At 36.7% G+C, this 16,595-nt stretch carries 16 protein-coding genes; 11 read left to right on the forward strand and 5 right to left on the reverse strand.

All coding sequences use genetic code 11. The annotated features are described in order from the left end of the window. The first annotated feature begins 20 nt into the window (after positions 1 to 20). Genes ABYK18_RS10010 through ABYK18_RS10040 form a run of 7 tightly spaced genes read left to right on the forward strand, consistent with a single transcriptional unit; the run spans position 21 to position 7,264 of the window. Positions 21 to 497 carry a hypothetical protein gene (locus ABYK18_RS10010; protein WP_373036524.1) on the forward strand — a complete coding sequence of 159 codons (477 nt, stop codon included), beginning with the start codon at positions 21 to 23 and terminating at the stop codon, positions 495 to 497. Next, positions 494 to 2,161, forward strand: a complete 1,668-nt coding sequence (locus ABYK18_RS10015) for a glycoside hydrolase family 3 N-terminal domain-containing protein (RefSeq protein ID WP_373036525.1) — start codon at positions 494 to 496, stop codon at positions 2,159 to 2,161. The genes ABYK18_RS10010 and ABYK18_RS10015 overlap by 4 nt, the downstream gene beginning before the upstream one ends. Then, on the forward strand, positions 2,162 to 3,640 hold the full coding sequence (locus ABYK18_RS10020) for a sodium:solute symporter (protein WP_373036526.1): 1,479 nt from the start codon (positions 2,162 to 2,164) through the stop codon (positions 3,638 to 3,640). After that, positions 3,633 to 4,715: an anhydro-N-acetylmuramic acid kinase gene (locus ABYK18_RS10025; RefSeq protein WP_373036528.1), complete on the forward strand. Its 1,083-nt coding sequence runs from the start codon at positions 3,633 to 3,635 to the stop codon at positions 4,713 to 4,715. The genes ABYK18_RS10020 and ABYK18_RS10025 overlap by 8 nt, the downstream gene beginning before the upstream one ends. Then, the gene (locus ABYK18_RS10030; protein ID WP_373036529.1) at positions 4,708 to 5,646 is read left to right on the forward strand and encodes an aminoglycoside phosphotransferase family protein; all 939 of its coding nucleotides are present in this window, start codon (positions 4,708 to 4,710) and stop codon (positions 5,644 to 5,646) included. The genes ABYK18_RS10025 and ABYK18_RS10030 overlap by 8 nt, the downstream gene beginning before the upstream one ends. Further along, positions 5,643 to 6,296 (forward strand): N-acetylmuramate alpha-1-phosphate uridylyltransferase MurU, encoded by a 654-nt coding sequence (gene murU, locus ABYK18_RS10035; RefSeq protein WP_373036531.1) that lies wholly within the window; start codon positions 5,643 to 5,645, stop codon positions 6,294 to 6,296. The genes ABYK18_RS10030 and murU overlap by 4 nt, the downstream gene beginning before the upstream one ends. After that, positions 6,293 to 7,264, forward strand: a complete 972-nt coding sequence (locus ABYK18_RS10040; RefSeq protein WP_373036532.1) for a lytic murein transglycosylase — start codon at positions 6,293 to 6,295, stop codon at positions 7,262 to 7,264. The genes murU and ABYK18_RS10040 overlap by 4 nt, the downstream gene beginning before the upstream one ends. On the opposite strand, the gene ABYK18_RS10045 is transcribed toward ABYK18_RS10040, so the two are convergent. Genes ABYK18_RS10045 through ABYK18_RS10055 form a run of 3 tightly spaced genes read right to left on the reverse strand, consistent with a single transcriptional unit; the run spans position 7,254 to position 10,154 of the window. Next, on the reverse strand, positions 7,254 to 8,060 hold the full coding sequence (locus ABYK18_RS10045; protein WP_373036533.1) for a D-hexose-6-phosphate mutarotase: 807 nt from the start codon (positions 8,058 to 8,060) through the stop codon (positions 7,254 to 7,256). The two genes, ABYK18_RS10040 and ABYK18_RS10045, sit on opposite strands and share 11 nt — an antisense overlap. After that, entirely contained in the window at positions 8,060 to 9,334 is a 1,275-nt protein-coding gene (locus tag ABYK18_RS10050; protein ID WP_373036534.1) for a sugar MFS transporter, read from the reverse strand. Before ABYK18_RS10050 ends, ABYK18_RS10045 begins: the two co-directional genes overlap by 1 nt. Further along, positions 9,315 to 10,154 carry an HAD-IIB family hydrolase gene (locus ABYK18_RS10055; RefSeq protein WP_373036535.1) on the reverse strand — a complete coding sequence of 280 codons (840 nt, stop codon included), beginning with the start codon at positions 10,152 to 10,154 and terminating at the stop codon, positions 9,315 to 9,317. The genes ABYK18_RS10050 and ABYK18_RS10055 overlap by 20 nt, the downstream gene beginning before the upstream one ends. Before the next feature lie 34 nt (positions 10,155 to 10,188). On the opposite strand from ABYK18_RS10055, the gene ABYK18_RS10060 reads away from it, so the two are divergent. Beyond that, positions 10,189 to 10,887 (forward strand): SDR family oxidoreductase, encoded by a 699-nt coding sequence (locus ABYK18_RS10060; RefSeq protein ID WP_373036536.1) that lies wholly within the window; start codon positions 10,189 to 10,191, stop codon positions 10,885 to 10,887. A 9-nt stretch (positions 10,888 to 10,896) separates the two neighbouring features. Here ABYK18_RS10060 and ABYK18_RS10065 read toward each other — a convergent pair whose 3' ends face one another. Both ABYK18_RS10065 and fliS read right to left on the reverse strand, forming a co-directional pair. Beyond that, positions 10,897 to 11,151, reverse strand: a complete 255-nt coding sequence (locus ABYK18_RS10065; RefSeq protein ID WP_373036537.1) for a hypothetical protein — start codon at positions 11,149 to 11,151, stop codon at positions 10,897 to 10,899. Continuing rightward, on the reverse strand, positions 11,151 to 11,513 hold the full coding sequence (gene fliS, locus ABYK18_RS10070; protein WP_373036579.1) for a flagellar export chaperone FliS: 363 nt from the start codon (positions 11,511 to 11,513) through the stop codon (positions 11,151 to 11,153). Before fliS ends, ABYK18_RS10065 begins: the two co-directional genes overlap by 1 nt. A 165-nt stretch (positions 11,514 to 11,678) precedes the next feature. Here fliS and fliD point away from each other — a divergent pair, with 165 nt between their 5' ends. The 3 genes from fliD to ABYK18_RS10085 are packed head-to-tail and all read left to right on the forward strand — an operon-like array spanning position 11,679 to position 16,595. Then, positions 11,679 to 13,079: a flagellar filament capping protein FliD gene (gene fliD, locus ABYK18_RS10075; protein WP_373036538.1), complete on the forward strand. Its 1,401-nt coding sequence runs from the start codon at positions 11,679 to 11,681 to the stop codon at positions 13,077 to 13,079. A 19-nt stretch (positions 13,080 to 13,098) separates the two neighbouring features. Further along, the gene (locus tag ABYK18_RS10080; RefSeq protein ID WP_373036539.1) at positions 13,099 to 15,345 is read left to right on the forward strand and encodes a hypothetical protein; all 2,247 of its coding nucleotides are present in this window, start codon (positions 13,099 to 13,101) and stop codon (positions 15,343 to 15,345) included. A 2-nt stretch (positions 15,346 to 15,347) separates the two neighbouring features. After that, a complete protein-coding gene (locus tag ABYK18_RS10085) occupies positions 15,348 to 16,595 on the forward strand; it encodes a hypothetical protein (protein ID WP_373036540.1) in 1,248 nt (415 codons plus the stop codon).

The raw sequence follows: 16,595 nt of genomic DNA on the forward strand, positions 1-16,595 counted from the left end.
TGTAACACAGGATTCTAAAAATGATATATATTATATGTGCTTTAAAGTCAGAAGCACAAGCTTTTGTCGATAAGTACAAACTTCCCAAGAATAAACAAAATTCTCAAATCACACTGATAATCAGTGGTATAGGCTCAGATAATATGTTTAATGCAACAAAGAGTGTTGTTGCAAAGATGAATGAAAATGACATTATTATCAACGTTGGCATCTGTGGCGCAGATGAAAAGTTTGCTATCGGAGAGCTTATAGATGCAAGAGATAAAAACCTTACGTGTGTCGATTCTGAAATATCCCAACAAGGCAACTATGAACTTGTAGATATGGAGTCTGAAGGTTTTTTAAGAGCTACTCAAGATGTTAAGAACAAATATATTTTTAAAGTCGTGTCCGATCACTTTGAACCACAAATAGTTACCAAGCAAATGGCAAAATCACTTATCTTTAATGTTATAGATGATATAAACAATATAATTAATTTTAAGGCTGATAATTGAAATTTATTTTAATACTTTTACTGAGTATCTTAACTCTGGGTGCTAACGATGCACAGCTAAAAAAACAGATAGGCCGTATGCTTGTCATCGGTTTTGAAAATGAACAAATAGATGAAAATTCTAAAATAGTAAAAGATATCCAAAAATATGACCTTGGCGGAGTGATCTTATTTGACAGGTTTTACAGTGACAGAGATAAGACAAAGAACATAAGCTCACCCTCACAACTTCAAGACCTTACAAAAAAACTAAAGACTTTTTCAAAAAAACATCTACTTATCTCAATAGACCAAGAGGGAGGAAAAGTCGCACGTTTAAAACCTTCTTACGGGTTTGAAAAAACACCTTCTGCAGAAGAAGTATCAACTATGTCACTTCAAGAAGCAAAAGAGATTTACAACACACAAGCAAAAATGATAAAACAAAACGGCATAAACTGTGATTTTGCTCCCGTAGTAGACTTGGCACTAAACCCTAAGAACAAAGTCATCGTAGGACTTGAACGTTCTTACGGAGCTTCATCGTCTGAAGTAACAAAGTATGCTAAAGTATTTATAGACTCGCTAAGAGAACAAAATGTCATCTCTGTTTTAAAACACTTTCCCGGTCACGGCTCATCTTTGGATGATTCGCACAAAGGTTTTGTAGACATATCCAAGACTTGGACTCAAAAAGAGTTAGAACCATATCAAAACCTCATAAACTCAAGAGATGCAGATATGATTATGACGGCACATGTTTTTAACTCAAAGCTCGATGCCAAGTACCCTGCAACTCTTTCATACAGCGTAAACACAAAACTACTTCGCCAGAAGATGGGTTTTAAAGGCGTAATCATCAGTGATGACCTGCAGATGAAAGCCATCTCAAAACACTACACTCTAAAAGAGACAGTGACAAAAGCCATAAACTCCGGTGTTGATATACTTCTTTTTGGAAACCAGCTGGCATCCAACAATGCAGATGAGTTAGTTGAAATAATCTACTCACAGGTAAAAAACGGTGCGATATCAAAGAAAAGAATCATAGAGTCAAACAGACGCATAGAAAATCTGCATACTAAAAACTCCATCATTTACAGACCAATAGATTTTGGACAAAAACGTATAGATATGACAAAGACATATATCAAACAGCATTACGGTTTAAATGCAAAAGATATAACAATAGACCCAAAGATTATAGTTCTTCACTGGACTGCCGTTATGGATTTTGAAGATTCTTTTAAAAGACTAAAAGGCAACACTCTTTACAGCGACAGAGGCGACATAGCAGATGCGGGAGCTCTTAATGTCTCTTCGCACTTTTTAGTGGCTCGTGATGGGACTATTTATCAGCTAATGAGAGACAACTTTATGGCAAGACATGTCATCGGGCTTAACTACTCAAGTATCGGCGTAGAGAATGTCGGCGGCGAAGGTAATATTAAAGATGATTTAACTCCTGCACAACTAGATGCAAATATCAGACTTGTAAAATATCTAAAAGAAAAATATCCAAACATCGAATACCTCATCGGTCATCATGAGTACCAAGAGATGCAAAACTCCCCGCTTTGGTTGGAAAAAGATGCAAACTATAGAACAAAAAAAGCCGATCCCGGAGAAAAGTTTATGAACAAAATCAGAGGAAACGTTAAAGATTTAGGACTAAAGAAACCATAGATGCAAAGTGCTTTCTCATTTATTGACTGGTCTGTATTTGGAGCTTATTTTCTCATACTTGCAATCACTTCATATCTCTTAGCCCAAGCGAAAATAACAACTTCAAGAGAGTACTTTGTAAGTGCGAACTCCATGCCGATGTTTGCAGTTGCCATCTCGGTTTTGGCCACTTCACAATCTGCCGCGACTTTTATAGGAGCACCCGAGTTTTCATACAAAAACGACTTCACTTTTATAGGCTTTTACTTCTCTGCTTTAATCGCGGTTATTTTTGTAGCCTACGTTCTTATCCCAAAATTTTACGCCATGAGAGCAGTAACCGTATATGAACTTTTAGAATCAAGATACGGAGAAGGAGCAAAAAAACAGGCGGGAATCATGTTTTTAGTCGGTCGCGTTCTAGCAAGCGGAGCGAGACTCTACATAGGTGCTTTAGCTATCTCGATGATTTTATTTGGAGATATCATCTTCTTGCACGTTTTACTCTCTATTATCATCCTGATGCTCGGGGCTTTGGTCTATACATATTTTGGCGGTATAAAGTCCGTCATTTTAAGTGACATCATCCAAGCCGTAACCTATGTCGGAGCAGGTCTTGTCGTACTTGTCTATCTCTACTACTCTCTTGATAGCGTTAACATTATGCAAGTTCTGAGTGAGAACGACAAACTCAGTCTTTTTGACACTTCACTAGATGGAAAGTTCAGTATCATCGGTCTTTTAAGCGGTTGGCTGCTTCTAAATATTGCCGCTTTTGGGATGGACCAGGATATGACTCAAAGAGTCCTCTCTTGCAAAAACAAGCAAGATGCGGCAAAATCTCTTATAGTCTCAATAGTGCTTACCATCCCCGTAGTCCTGCTCTTTCTTGCCATCGGTGCCCTGCTCTTTGTCTTCTACCATCAAGCCGATATAGTACAGAGTTTTAAGGGTGAAAACATCACTATCTTTATGTACTATATTTTAAACGAGATGCCAGACGGTCTTCGAGGACTTGTGACTGTGGGAGCTATTGCCGCGGCACTCTCTAGTACAAACTCCGTTTTGGGAGCCATGGCATCTGTAGCCATCGAAGACCTCTACAAGCCTTGGAAATTAAGACAAGGCAAAACAGATGAGATGCACTTTGTAAGAGCTTCACGAAATGCAGTCATACTGTTTGCTTTTATCTTATCTCTTATGGCGGTAGTGAGTTATTTCTGGCAGAGGTACAGCGAACTCTCTCTTATAGGCTTTGCTCTTGGTGTTATGGCTTTTGCCTACACGGGTCTTTTGGGAGTCTTCTTCTCGGCTATCTTTACTAAAAGAGGAAACTCTAAACTTGTTCCTTTTGCACTTGTGGGCGGATTTGTTACCGTACTCTCGCTTCAGCCCTACACTTTTGGCATCTCTCTTGGTTTTTCATGGCAGATAGTTATTGGGACGATTGTTGCTTTTGGGATTATGCAGTTAAAAAAAAGTGAGACAGTTGATGAGTGAGTTATATATAGGCGTGATGTCGGGAACAAGTATGGACGGCATCGACATTGCTCTTTGTGAGATGGACTCTTCTCATTGCTCTTTGATTGCATCTTCTGAGTCTGAATTTGACTCTGAATTAAAAGCCGAGATTTTAAATATTATAAACGGCTCAACCATGCTTGAGCAAGTCGGTAGTGTTGATAACAGACTCGGACACATGTTTGCAGATGCAATCAATGCTTTTATAAAAAAAGAGTCTATAGATGCTGTAAGTGTAAAAGCAATCGGCTTGCACGGCCAGACACTTTGGCATCAGCCCCGCGGTGACAACCCTTTCTCGATGCAATCAGGCGATGCAAATGTGGTAAGTGCAAAAACCAGCATCCAAGTCGTAGCTGATTTTAGAAGAATGGACATAGCAAACGGCGGACAAGGCGCTCCTTTTGCTCCTGCTTTTCATCAAGAGATATTTAAAAACTTGGATAAAAAAACTGCTGTTTTAAACATCGGCGGTATGGCGAATCTCACTATTTTAGGAGATGAGCTTAGAGGTTGGGACACCGGATGCGGAAATGTTTTGATGGATTACTGGAGTAGTATCCACACAGATGCGGATTATGACAAAGATGCTGTTTTCGCTTTTAGCGGAGAAGTTAATGAAGCGCTTCTTGAGAGTTTTTTAGAAGATGCCTACTTTAAAAAGCAACCTCCAAAAAGTACGGGACGTGAATATTTCAACCCTACTTGGCTCTCAAATCATCTTCCGCTTTTTGACACCATAAAAGCAGAAGATGTTCAACGAACTCTGCTTGAGCTTACAGCCAAAAGCATTGCCAATGATGCCAACAAAACAGATGCACAGCTTCTGATAGTCTGCGGAGGCGGAGCAAAAAATCCGCTTTTGATGCAAAGACTAAGCGAACTCTGCAAGGCAGAGGTAAAGGTAAGTGATGAGTTTGGAGTTAGCAGTGACTATATGGAAGCAATGGCTTTTGCTTGGCTTGCGTACAAAAGAGTCCACAATGAAAAAGTAAAACTCTCATCTGTAACAGGTGCTTCAAAAGACTCAGTTTTAGGCGGGATATATGGATAAGATAAAAGAGTGGTTAGATACGACTTCATATAAAAATTATGAGATAAGCATAGCATCTGCGGATGCAAGTTTTAGGAAGTATTACAGACTTCAGAGTGCAGATACTACCTTTCTTTTGATGGACTCATCACTTGAAAAAGAGTCACTCGCTCCATTTATAGATGTTACTTCAAGACTTTTAGATGTAGGTGTAAATGCCCCTAAGATTTTAGAACAAAACCTAAAAGAGGGCTTTTTAATCATCGAAGATTTTGGAAACACTCACTATCTAAATGTCCTAGATGCAAACAACTACAAAACACTCTACTCAGAAGCGATAGATGTCATCATAACTATGCAAAACGCAGATGCAAGAGGGCTTCCACTTTATGACAAAGCATTTTTGCACTTTGAAATGGACTTGATGAGGGAGTGGTACTTAGAGAAAAACCTAAAAGTAACGCTAAGCCAAACTCAAAAAAACCTTATACAAAAGTCACTAGATGCCATCTCGGATGTAGTTCTTTCTCAGCCACAAAACGTGTTTGTCCATAGAGATTATCACTCAAGAAATATCATGTTGACAAAAGATGACAAAATAGGTGTTATAGACTATCAAGATGCAATGAGTGGGGCAATCACTTATGATCTGGTTTCACTGCTAAAAGATTGTTATATCGCTTATGAGAGAGAGGAGATAGAAAAACTAGTTTTAGAGTTTCGTGACAAAAAAGGCTTGATTGCTGGCGATGACGAATTTTTAAAATGGTTTGACTTTATGGGGATGCAACGACATATAAAAGTCCTTGGAATATTTTCCAGACTCTATCTTCGTGACGGCAAAGACGGTTACCTCAAAGATATCCCGCTGACTCTAAAATACACCATAGATGCCGCAAACAGATACGAAGAGACAAAAGAGTTGGGCGAACTTTTAAAAGAACTTCAATGAAAGCGATGATATTGTGTGCAGGTCGAGGAGAGAGAATGCGACCACTGACTGACACTCTTCCAAAACCACTCTTGGAAGTACGTGGCAAACCGCTTTTGGTCTGGCATCTACAGAGACTTGCGAAGTGCGGGTTTAAAGATGTAGTGATTAACATTGCCCACCTTGGTTTTAAGATACCCGAAGTCATCGGGGACGGCTCAAGATTTGGTTTAAACATAACTTACTCAGATGAGCAGGACACTGGAGCTTTAGAGAGTGCCGGCGGGATTATAAAAGCTCTGCCACTTTTGGGAGATGAAACTTTTTTAGTACTAAACGGCGATATCTTTTGCGACTACGACTTTGATTTAGATTTTGACTTAAAAGACAAGTTAGCCCATCTTATCTTAGTTCCAAATCCTGAGCATAACCCTGATGGTGATTTTGGACTAGAGGGAGACCTTGTTCTAAATGAAGCAGATGAAAAATATACATTTTCAGGCATAGGTTATTATTCCCCTAAACTCTTTAGTGTTTTAGAGTGTAAAAAATCAGCCTTGGCTCCACTTCTTCGAGTGGCAATAGCAAAAAATGAGGTAAGTGGTGAGTTGTTTAATAAGATATGGCATGATGTAGGAACACCACAAAGATTGGAAGATATAAACAGATGATTAGACTAATACTACTTTTAACACTCACAACAATTTTATCGGCCAAATATACAAACTGCGAATTTCAAAACAAACACTATACGGATGTCTGTAAAAAGGCTGTAAAAAACGGTGTCTCTTACACTTACGCCAACAAATTTTTACTCTCTTACTTTAAAACAAAAAAGTATGACGAAGTAAGCTGGAAGTATCTTCAACCACGCCATATAGAGACTCATAAAAAGAGTGAAAAAAAAGCTAACAATGTCTTGGTAAAACACATTCCAAAGATAGTCGAACATCTCAAAAAATATAAAAAAGTTTATGATTACAGTGAAAAGAAGTATGGTGTAAACCGTGAGATCATAGCGTCCATACTGATGAAAGAGACAAAACTGGGCAAGATAAAACCGACTCACGATGCTTTCATAGTCTTTAACACCATCGTAGTCAGGACTAAACCAAAGACTTCCCGTCAAAAATGGCTGCTTAAGATGGGTAAGACAAATATGGCATCTATCATCACTCACTGTTATAAAAAAGGTGTAGTACCTGAGGAGTGTAATCTTCCAAGCTCTTATGCAGGAGCCGTTGGAATCCCTCAGTTCATGCCAAACAGCTTTGTCTATACAGACGGTTATAAAACAAAAACGGCAGACCTTACAAAGATGGAAGATGCCATCATGTCGGCAAGTAAGTTTCTTCATAAAAAAGCGGATTTTTCCAAGCTTATAAAGTGGGACAAGATGCCGGACATTCCAAAAATAGAATCAGCTTGGTACGACTATGAGCATAAATATAAAGATGCTTCTCTTGTTTACACAAAAAACAAACACGGCAAAAAATATAAATGCTTTACATGTGATAAAAAAGAATTGAGTTATCTAAATGAGTATGCTAAAAAGGTCATGAAATACAACAACTCGTCAAACTACGCTATCGGAGTCATAAGACTTGCATATGATTCCCACTATCTGCTCAATAAATAACGGCTTTTAAGGTGTGAGCTTCGCCGGGCTTTAGCATTTTAAAATCTTCATATGCATTGGCTGATTCGATGCAGACAAAATCATTGTAAGCGTCATCTCTCATAGCGCTCATCCGTTTGCCTTTTTCTATCCAAGGATTCCAGATAACAACAGAAGATGAACCTTCGTTTTCTATGTGAATAGTTCTATTTTTATCAACAAGTAAAATTTGCTCTTTTACCTCTTGATAAACTCTATCTACTTCCTCTTCAAACAAGACATCTCCGCTTTGGACTAACTGTTTGTTTGTTAGAGCATCCAAGTAAGGCTTTTTATCAAGACCTCTTACTCTTACATCCGAGATGTGTGAGATATCAAAATAAGTGTGAAGTGCCTGCGTGATTTTAAAAGTCTTCTCATCCAAATTTTTTGTTGTGAGTTCCATAGTGAGCTTATCTGAGATGCTGACTTTAAATAGCAGTTCAAACTTATACGGCCATAGTTTCAGACTCTCTTTTGAATGAGTCAGCTTTAGAGTTACTACTGTTGTGTTTGAATCTATCTCTTGCGTGCCCAGATGCTTAAACTCTGCTGTTCTTGCAAAACCGTGCTGAGGTAAGGAAGGATTGTTCATTCCAAAAGAGGGCCAGCAAATGGGAACTCCTCCGCGGATTGCTTTGCCTTTTTCAAAATTACTGACCTCGCTTAGCCACAAAATAGGTTTTTCTCCATTTCTAGCATAGTGAAAGATATGTGCGCCCTGCAAAGCGATTTTTATAGATGCCGAGCTATTGTTTACTTCTATGTAATCAAGCATTAAGAACGCCAGGAACTATGTTTGTGCCATCTTGTGGCGTACATAAGTATAAAGAAATAACAGACGATTCCAAACAGGTATGCCGACTGCATATCTGCCGTTATCTGTGCGATTTTGCCAAAGGCAAGAGGAAGAACTGCTCCGCCTGCAATAGCCATAATAAGAAGAGCACTTCCCTGAGCCGTATATTTCCCGAGTCCTTCCAATGCCAAAGGCCAGATAGTAGGCCAGACAAGAGCATTAGCAAAGCCAAGCAGTGCCACAAAAGTCACAGTGTCTGGAAGTGTTGGAATAGAGCTCCATCCCCATAAAAACTCTGATATCTGGTGTGAAGTGGTTGAGCTGTAAGCGACTCCAAGCAAAAAGAGCATTCCTGCCAAAGCGGAATTCATAAGTGCTTTTTCTTGTGAGAGAAACTTTGGTATAAATACTATTCCGACTAAATAACCAAGAACCATAAAGACCATTGTGTACGATGTTAAAGCGGTCGCATTCTCTACATTGAGACTTTGTGCATAAAGTCCTATGGTATCACCGGCGATTACTTCTATGCCCACATAAAAAAAGAGTGCCAATGCCCCGAGAACAACACGAGGAAAGTGAAAAATGGTATCTTTGTCGTACTGATCTTCTTTCTCAAACGTAAGCTCCGGAATAGATGATAACTTCACCAAAGCTATCAAAGAAGTAAGAACGGCTGCCATAATTATATAAGGAATAATAAGCCTGTGAGCCAACTCTTTTGTATCTACAGATGCCAGATTTTGTGCTGAGAGCGAAGTAATGTCGGAGAGAATCAGGGAAGTAAAAAGAAGCGGGACCAAAACCCCTGCACCTTTGTTTATAAGTCCCATGATGGAAATCCTCATGGCAGCACTCTCCAACGGTCCAATCAAAACTACATAAGGGTTGGACGCAGTTTGTAAAATTGTAAGCCCCGTTCCAAGAGTAAATAGTGCTACTAAAAAGAGTATAAAATCTGCACTAAGAGCCGCCGGGATAAATACCAGACTGCCCAGTGCCATAACTCCGAGACCTATCGCCATACCGTTTTTGTATCCTGTTTTTTCTAAGACAAAAGACATCGGCAGAGCCATAACGGTATAAGCGATGTAAAAGGCAAAAGTAACAAAGAGTGCCTGAAACTCGTTTAAGTCGCAGATGACTCTTAAAAACGGTATGAGCGAGCCGTTTAACCAAGTCACAAAACCAAAAATAAAAAATAAAACAGCGATTATTATCATCGCAAACGAGTTAGTGTGGTCTGTGCGCACTTTTCAGTCCTTCAAGATATTTTGCTATGGCATCTTCATCGTTTGTATGAGTAAGAACAATGTCAGCCCTGTTTTTAACTTCTGCCTGCGCATTTGCTACGGCAACTGATGTAGATGCCAGTTCAAACATCCCCAGATCATTGAAGTTGTCACCAAATACCGTAAGCTTTGAGAGATCAAGTCCGCTATACTCACAAACACTTTTTATGCCATAGGCTTTGTCGGCATCTCTGTGGAGTATTGTCAAGAAATAACATCCGACATAGGCCTCAGGAGCCAAAATAAACTTGAGTGAATCTCCAAAGATTTTCTCTAAAAGAGCTGCCAACTCACGAAGCAGCTTTTCCTCTCCCATATAGACTATTTTAAAGTTATCGTCCATCGCACGGATATCTTTGTGTTCTTGCAGATTATCATCTTTTGTATAACGAGTAAGGACTTCTTTTTGATGTTCGTTTAAAATGCTCGAATGAAGAAAAGCTTCATTTAGACTATCATCTGCAAGTGCCAAAACAAAAGGGTAGATGCCAAACTTGCCGCCTTCGTTGATAATAACATCGGCTATCTCTTTGATTATAAACTTAGTGTCTATTATCTTCTTATCCATGGTAGCTATAAGCGCACCGTCAAGTAGTATCATAGGAGCATTTATATGAATATCTTTTAAAAACTGTGCCGTTTTTTTGTAAGTTCTTGCAGTTGCAACGCTTAAAATAGAGTCTGTAGATTTTGAATTCCAAATAGTTTTAGTATAATCACTTATAGATAAATCGGTTTTCAAAAATGTATGGTCAAGATCGGTTATATAAATATTTTTCATGTTGAGATTATAACTAAAATAAAAGAAGTAGATTATGAGTTTAAAGACAGCAATAGTTACGGGTGCAAGCAGCGGAATCGGCAAAGAGATATGCAAAAGACTTTTGGAGATTAACTACAAAGTTATAGGAATCAGCAGAAGCATAACAAAAGAGGATTTCAATAACACTTTGTTCAGTGCTCTTCAGGCTAATCTTGCAGATGAAAAATCAACACTTAAAGCGTGTGAGAGTTTAAGAGATGAAGATATAAATATCTTAATCAACTGTGCCGGTTTTGGCAGATTTGAACCTCATGAAGAACTAAGTCCGAAGACCATTACAGATATGACTTTCTTGAACTTAACAGCACCGATGCTTCTAACAAATGCTTTGCTTAGATCTTTGAAAAAAAACAACGGTTATCTCATAAACATCAACTCCATAGAAGCCATAAAAACGAGTAAGTTCGCAGGTGTTTACAGTGCGAGTAAAGCAGGGTTAAAAGCTTTCAGCGATTCTTTGTTTGAAGAGACGAGAAAAAGCGGACTCAGTGTGACAAATATAAACCCCGATATGACTCAGACAGCTTTTTATGATGAACTGCGTTTTGATACGAGCGACAATGAAGATGAGAGACTTTTGGCATCTGACATTGCAGATGCGATTACACATATACTTAGTATGAGAAAGGGTGCAGTTGTCAGTGATTACACCATAAGAAGTCTGAAATTTGGAATTTCTAAAAAAAGGTAGTCAGTAGGACTAAAGTTTTATATCTAGTTTATTTTTAGTAGCAGGTTGAGTCGATTTTAAAAAATCAATATTTTTTTTGAGCTGTTTTATAGTGAGTGCCGTCTCATCTTTGAGAGTATAGACCAACTCTGCCGCCTCTCTTAAAAGATACATTGCGGATTCTACATCTTTTATATTATCAAATTCAGGTGCAGTGTCTAATAATGATTCTATGGCATCCGTGTTTTTTTCAATCACCGCAATTTGCAGTTTCTTCAACCACATTATGTAGTCTCTCTCCACGCTTCAAGCAGGCCTTTAAAAACATTACTTACTTCATCCAGTTTCTCGGTATCGCTTTTTAAACTTGCTGTTGTTAAGAGTTGTATCTGGTAATTATAAAGTCCGCTTAAATAGGCAGAAACATCCCCCTGCGAGTCATCAAGGATAGATACTAATTCAACAACGATAGCAATTGAGCGGTTTGTCCAGTAAATCTTTTTTTCAACATCTCTATCTTTAATGGCTTTTTTTGCTTGGGCATTAAAACGAAGCACGCCCTCGTACAACATCTCTATCAACTTAGCCGGAGATTCGATTCCTACATTATTTTGTGCATAAATATTATGAGCGTTACTTCCATACATGTTAGATCCTTTTTTATCATTGTTCGCTTCTTTCATGCAAAGTATATCGACCATAGTTTAGTTTTCTTTACAGAAAATACGAGATTTATTTTTATAGTTTTTTTTTTAAAGATTATTGAATAATTGCCGATTATAATGCTATACTTTATATTCAAAGGATTTATTATGGCATCAAGTATAAGCTCACTAGGTATCGGTTCGGGAGTCTTAACAGCGGACGTTATCGACCAGTTAAAGGCTGCTGATGAATCTCGTATTATTACGCCTATAGAAAATAAAATCACTATTAACAATCAACAACAAGACGCTGAAGAGTTGTTATCATCGTTAATGAGCAGTTTTAAAGCCAGTGCTTCTGCTCTTAGTTATGACACAATTTTTGACGGCAAGACCATCGATGTCAGCGGTAATGCAGAAGTTACAATTGATGCCGGTGCTACGGTAGAATCATTTTCACTTGAAACCGTTACTCTTGCTAAGAAAGATATAGAGAAGCTTGGTGCAGTTGCCAGTACTGCCACTGACATAGCATCGGCTGACGGTACACTAGAAATAAAAGTGGGTGCAGATCCGCTAAATCCAGATCAAACTTTGAATATTAGCTACACTGCGGGTATGACTCTTTCTGAATTGACCCAGGCAATAACGGATGGAGCCGGTGATTATGTATCTGCTTCTGTCCTACAGACGGGTGACGGTGCTTACAACTTGGTACTTACTTCTAAAAATACAGGTGAAGATTTTGCTCTGACTCTTACCGATACAAGCGGTTTTTTAGACGCTGCACTTTTTGCTGCCTATGATGCTGTCACAAATCCAACCGGTTATGAAGAAGTGCAAGCAGCAACAGATGCGACTTTTAAATACAACGGCATCACTACAACAAGGTCAACAAATGATATAAGTGACCTCATACTGGGTGTAAATATAAAACTAAAAGAAGAAGGTGATGTGTCAAGTGTCGATGTAAACCTAGATAAAGATTCTATTACCGGAGAATTACAGCTATTTGTAGATTCTTACAATGCGCTTATGTCAAATATTAATGACATGACAGTTAAAGACGATGCTACAGGTGCGGAAGGTGTTTTTAACGGAAATACTTTTGTGAAATCCATAGGGCGTGATTTAATTCAAACAATAACTGCTTTCAATACCAGTAACAATTCTCTTATGAACTATGGTATAGACATAGACAGAAGCGGTACTATGAGTTTTGATAAAAGTGTTTTAGAAGAAAAACTAAATGATGACCCGGATGCTGTAGAGTTATTTTTTGCAGGCGGGCTTGACAGTGACGGTAATGATGTAACAGGTATCTTTGAAACTATTGATGAGAAGTTAAAAAGTTATACCGGGTACGGTAAGCTTTTAAGTGATTTTAAAACGAACTTGGAAACAGAAAGTACAAACTTGTCGGAGAGATACGCAGCTGCTCAAGAAAATCTTAACGACCGTTATGAAATAATGGCAAAACGTTTTACGGCCTATGATGCTATCATTAGTAAAATAAATTCACAGTTTTCATCTCTTCAAATGATAATTAATGCTGAAACAAATAATTAATAATATATGATATATTTGTATGACAGTTTATAGCACGTACTATTTCAACTCTTCTCAAGCTTTAGCAGATGCATCAAGCTGCGAAGAGGGGCGATTCTTTTTTTATGACGGAGCCACCTTAGAGGATGCTCCATCAAACTGTATAAATGTTCCGATTTCTAATTTTTACAATTATTTCTTAAAAACAATACATCCACAAATCTCTAAATTAAACTTTGATGCAACAGAGTTTTCACAAGACACAAGGGCACAAATAGCCCAAAGCATAACAGAAACTATAGACGCAATTAAAAAACAAAAAATTGAAATCATAAATAGTTTGCTAAATAGTGAAACAAATACTTCAAATGTCAATGTAATGATATTTGTTTTTATGCAATTTTGCAGAGATAATGAAGAACTAAATGAGAATATTGTCTTAAAACTGTTAAAGACAATAAAATTCTTAAAAGAAAACAACATCTCAGTAGATGCCATAAATGTAGAACTCTCTAATACACTTTTACAATATTTGCAAAAAGACAAGTCTATTCTGCATATTCATCTTTACTACTGTGCAAGATATATTCAAGACAACTCTTCATTGGAGGCAATAGAAGAAGATTATTTTAAATTATTGACAAAGCATAAGGCTATACTTGATCTCATCAATAATTTTACACTCGTAAAAACCATATTTCCACAAAGCAGATTTAAAGAGTATATTCAAAAAATCTCTGCACAGCTTTTTGACAATGACTTTTTTGGATTGGATGTTTTAGAACAAAAAAAGCAAATCTTTAAACTTTATTATCTGAGTGTTTTAAACTACAGCAGATGCAGGGAATACAAAGATATATACTACGTTCTTTATGACATATATGCAAAAGCTCTGGAAAAAGAACAGGACGAACTTGTATTTTACCTCTATACTCCTCTGATTATGTCTTGGGGCGAGGACGCACCTACGCAAGATGAACTAAAAGAATTCAATCAACAAATAGAAAAACCTCTTGAAAATTTTATAAAAGATAAACTTGTAAAAAAATACAATATTAAAGAAAACAACAATAAAATAAATTCAAAGAAAAAGATAAAAGTAGCCTTTTTAATAGACAGAATCATCCCTTACTCAATTTACAATGTATATTATGAACTTATAAAATCGCTGTGTGAAAATCCATCTTCAAAATATGAATTTACAATCTATAATTTAAACTTTATAGAATCAGGGTCACTCAACGAGACTGTCGAAGAACTAAAAAAACTCGGTATGAAATATGTTGACCTTCATAAAGAGTACGTCGGAGATGACTACCCGTTTTATGAGATAATAGATAAAGTTCTTCATGTACGCAACAGGCTCATACAAGATAAAACAGACATTTTGATAGGGATGAACTCACGTCCTGAGTATAACTTCCTATTTACAACCAGAACAGCTCCTAAACAGATTTACTGGAGTCATGGAAACTATGAATATGATATAGACGGAATCGACATGGCAATCGCTCACGGAGGTATTTCTGAAGACAAAACATCTAAGTTTAAACACCTGGACATGGAAATGGACATCAATAAATATGACGCAGATGTTGACATGGAGGAAGTAGCCAAAATAAAAAAAACATATCCTAAAGATAGTTTTATTCTTGGAACAATAGGACGACTGATTAAACTTGATAACGATGAATACCTTGAGAGTGTAGCAATAATAATGAAAGAAAATCCCAACACTATTTATCTTGCTTGCGGTAGCGGTGATAACTCAAAGATTAGAAAAAAAGTTGATGCCTTAGGTATAGGTGATAGCTTTTATTTTCCTGGTTATGTAGATGCGGACATCTATGGACATGTTGTTGATTTATGGCTTGACCAATTTCCTTCCGGCGGAGGAGAATCCCTTCAGGAATACAGAGGTAAAGGTAAACCATATGTTACCATGCTTGATAATACGAAATGGATAAAGACCGAAACAAAATTACAAGAGTTAATTTCAAGTATTCAAAAATCAGAAGCTTACGGTTTTGAACCTTCTTTATATTCAAAAAAAGATTTGGATTATTTAAGTAAAAATGGGTTTATCAACCCTATAAATAAACAGGCACAGTCGTACTCAAGTTTTTCTTTTGCTCTTACCAAAGAAGACTATATTTCCATTGCCAATGAGTTTATAAATAATGAGACAGCAAGAGAGAAGGCTACACAAGAGTATTTGCATCTTCTCTATCAACAATCAACAATAAAAGAAACAGACTCATTTTACAAGCTTTTAGATGAGAATTAACAATGTACAATAAAGGTGCCTGGAGCTTCTTATTTGATGATAACGAGCCGGTTGTAAGTTTTAAAAATGAATTAAAATACAATCTTAGAAAATGGTTCATAGATTCATTATCAATAATACCGTTTCTTACAGTATTAATACTGCTTTTTATCTATAAAAAAATTGTTAAACCAGAGAAAAAAAATAAAATATTACTAGGTACCGTACCTATAATAACTTTTGACCTATTGAGTAAATCGCTAACAAACAATAAAATAGACAACACGCTTTTTGTTTTTCAAGATTACTCAAATGGAAATTTCCATACAGGACTTACATTTAAGGATATCTGTCCAATTAGTTTTACACATAAAAACCCATATGAATTTGGTTCATACATTGCTTTTATTTGGGCTTTAAGAAATTTTGATATTTTTTGCCTGTATTTTGACAGCGGCTTTTTGGAAAGAACTATTTTTTGGAAACTTGAACCTATTCTATACCAAGTATTTGATAAAAAAGTTGTAATGCTCCCATACGGAAGTGATGTTTGGTCTATTAAACAAAATAAAAACAGGGTTCAAAAGCTCGGTCATATGATGAGTAGGAAGAAATATTTTCTTTTGGATAAAAAGAGAGAAAATAGAATTTATCATTGGTCAAAATATGTCAATCTAATCATTGCTTATGCAAGCTATATGGATTATTTACAAAGAATTGATATTTTAGTATATCACGGTCAGATCGTTGAAGATGTAGATAAATACAACTATAACTTTTCTAAGAGTGACAACATAAAAGTTATACACTATGCTAATGACAATGTGAGAAAAGGCAGTATGTATATTGAAGCTCTCTTAGGGGAGACAAACAATAATGTTGACATAGAGTTTTGTTATGGCATAGAGAGAAAACTACTCTTATCAAAACTGGAAGAAAGCCATTTTTACATTGAACAATTAGTAGATGGTATTATTACATACTCATCTTTAGAAGCTATGCTAAAAGGCAAAATAGTATTTTTATATTCAGACTCTGCCATAAATGATGTATACAGAATTCTCAACAGCAGTTATTATATAAATTTTTTCAACGATTCGCCTATAGTTAATATTGCTTTGGGAAATCTAGACAAGACCGTATTAGAATATCTAAACAAAGATTTTGAAGAACTACAGGATATCAGCATCAAATCAAAAGTTTTTGCAAAAAAACTACTTCTAGAAAATGAAAAGATGTATGTAGATATATTCAATAAATTAAAGTCATAA

The organism is Sulfurimonas sp. (genome assembly GCF_041563495.1).
Taxonomy (GTDB): Bacteria; Campylobacterota; Campylobacteria; order Campylobacterales; family Sulfurimonadaceae; genus Sulfurimonas.

Bases quoted from the DNA above. Each gene is read 5' to 3' on its own strand.
- ABYK18_RS10010 (WP_373036524.1), top strand. From the start codon at position 21: ATGATATATATTATATGTGCTTTAAAGTCAGAAGCACAAGCTTTTGTC.
- ABYK18_RS10065 (WP_373036537.1), bottom strand. From the start codon at position 11,151: ATGTGGTTGAAGAAACTGCAAATTGCGGTGATTGAAAAAAACACGGAT.
- ABYK18_RS10020 (WP_373036526.1), top strand. From the start codon at position 2,162: ATGCAAAGTGCTTTCTCATTTATTGACTGGTCTGTATTTGGAGCTTAT.
- fliD (WP_373036538.1), top strand. From the start codon at position 11,679: ATGGCATCAAGTATAAGCTCACTAGGTATCGGTTCGGGAGTCTTAACA.
- murU (WP_373036531.1), top strand. From the start codon at position 5,643: ATGAAAGCGATGATATTGTGTGCAGGTCGAGGAGAGAGAATGCGACCA.
- ABYK18_RS10045 (WP_373036533.1), bottom strand. From the start codon at position 8,060: ATGCTTGATTACATAGAAGTAAACAATAGCTCGGCATCTATAAAAATC.
- ABYK18_RS10060 (WP_373036536.1), top strand. From the start codon at position 10,189: ATGAGTTTAAAGACAGCAATAGTTACGGGTGCAAGCAGCGGAATCGGC.
- ABYK18_RS10055 (WP_373036535.1), bottom strand. From the start codon at position 10,154: ATGAAAAATATTTATATAACCGATCTTGACCATACATTTTTGAAAACC.
- ABYK18_RS10025 (WP_373036528.1), top strand. From the start codon at position 3,633: ATGAGTGAGTTATATATAGGCGTGATGTCGGGAACAAGTATGGACGGC.
- fliS (WP_373036579.1), bottom strand. From the start codon at position 11,513: ATGTATGGAAGTAACGCTCATAATATTTATGCACAAAATAATGTAGGA.
- ABYK18_RS10085 (WP_373036540.1), top strand. From the start codon at position 15,348: ATGTACAATAAAGGTGCCTGGAGCTTCTTATTTGATGATAACGAGCCG.
- ABYK18_RS10030 (WP_373036529.1), top strand. From the start codon at position 4,708: ATGGATAAGATAAAAGAGTGGTTAGATACGACTTCATATAAAAATTAT.
- ABYK18_RS10040 (WP_373036532.1), top strand. From the start codon at position 6,293: ATGATTAGACTAATACTACTTTTAACACTCACAACAATTTTATCGGCC.
- ABYK18_RS10080 (WP_373036539.1), top strand. From the start codon at position 13,099: ATGACAGTTTATAGCACGTACTATTTCAACTCTTCTCAAGCTTTAGCA.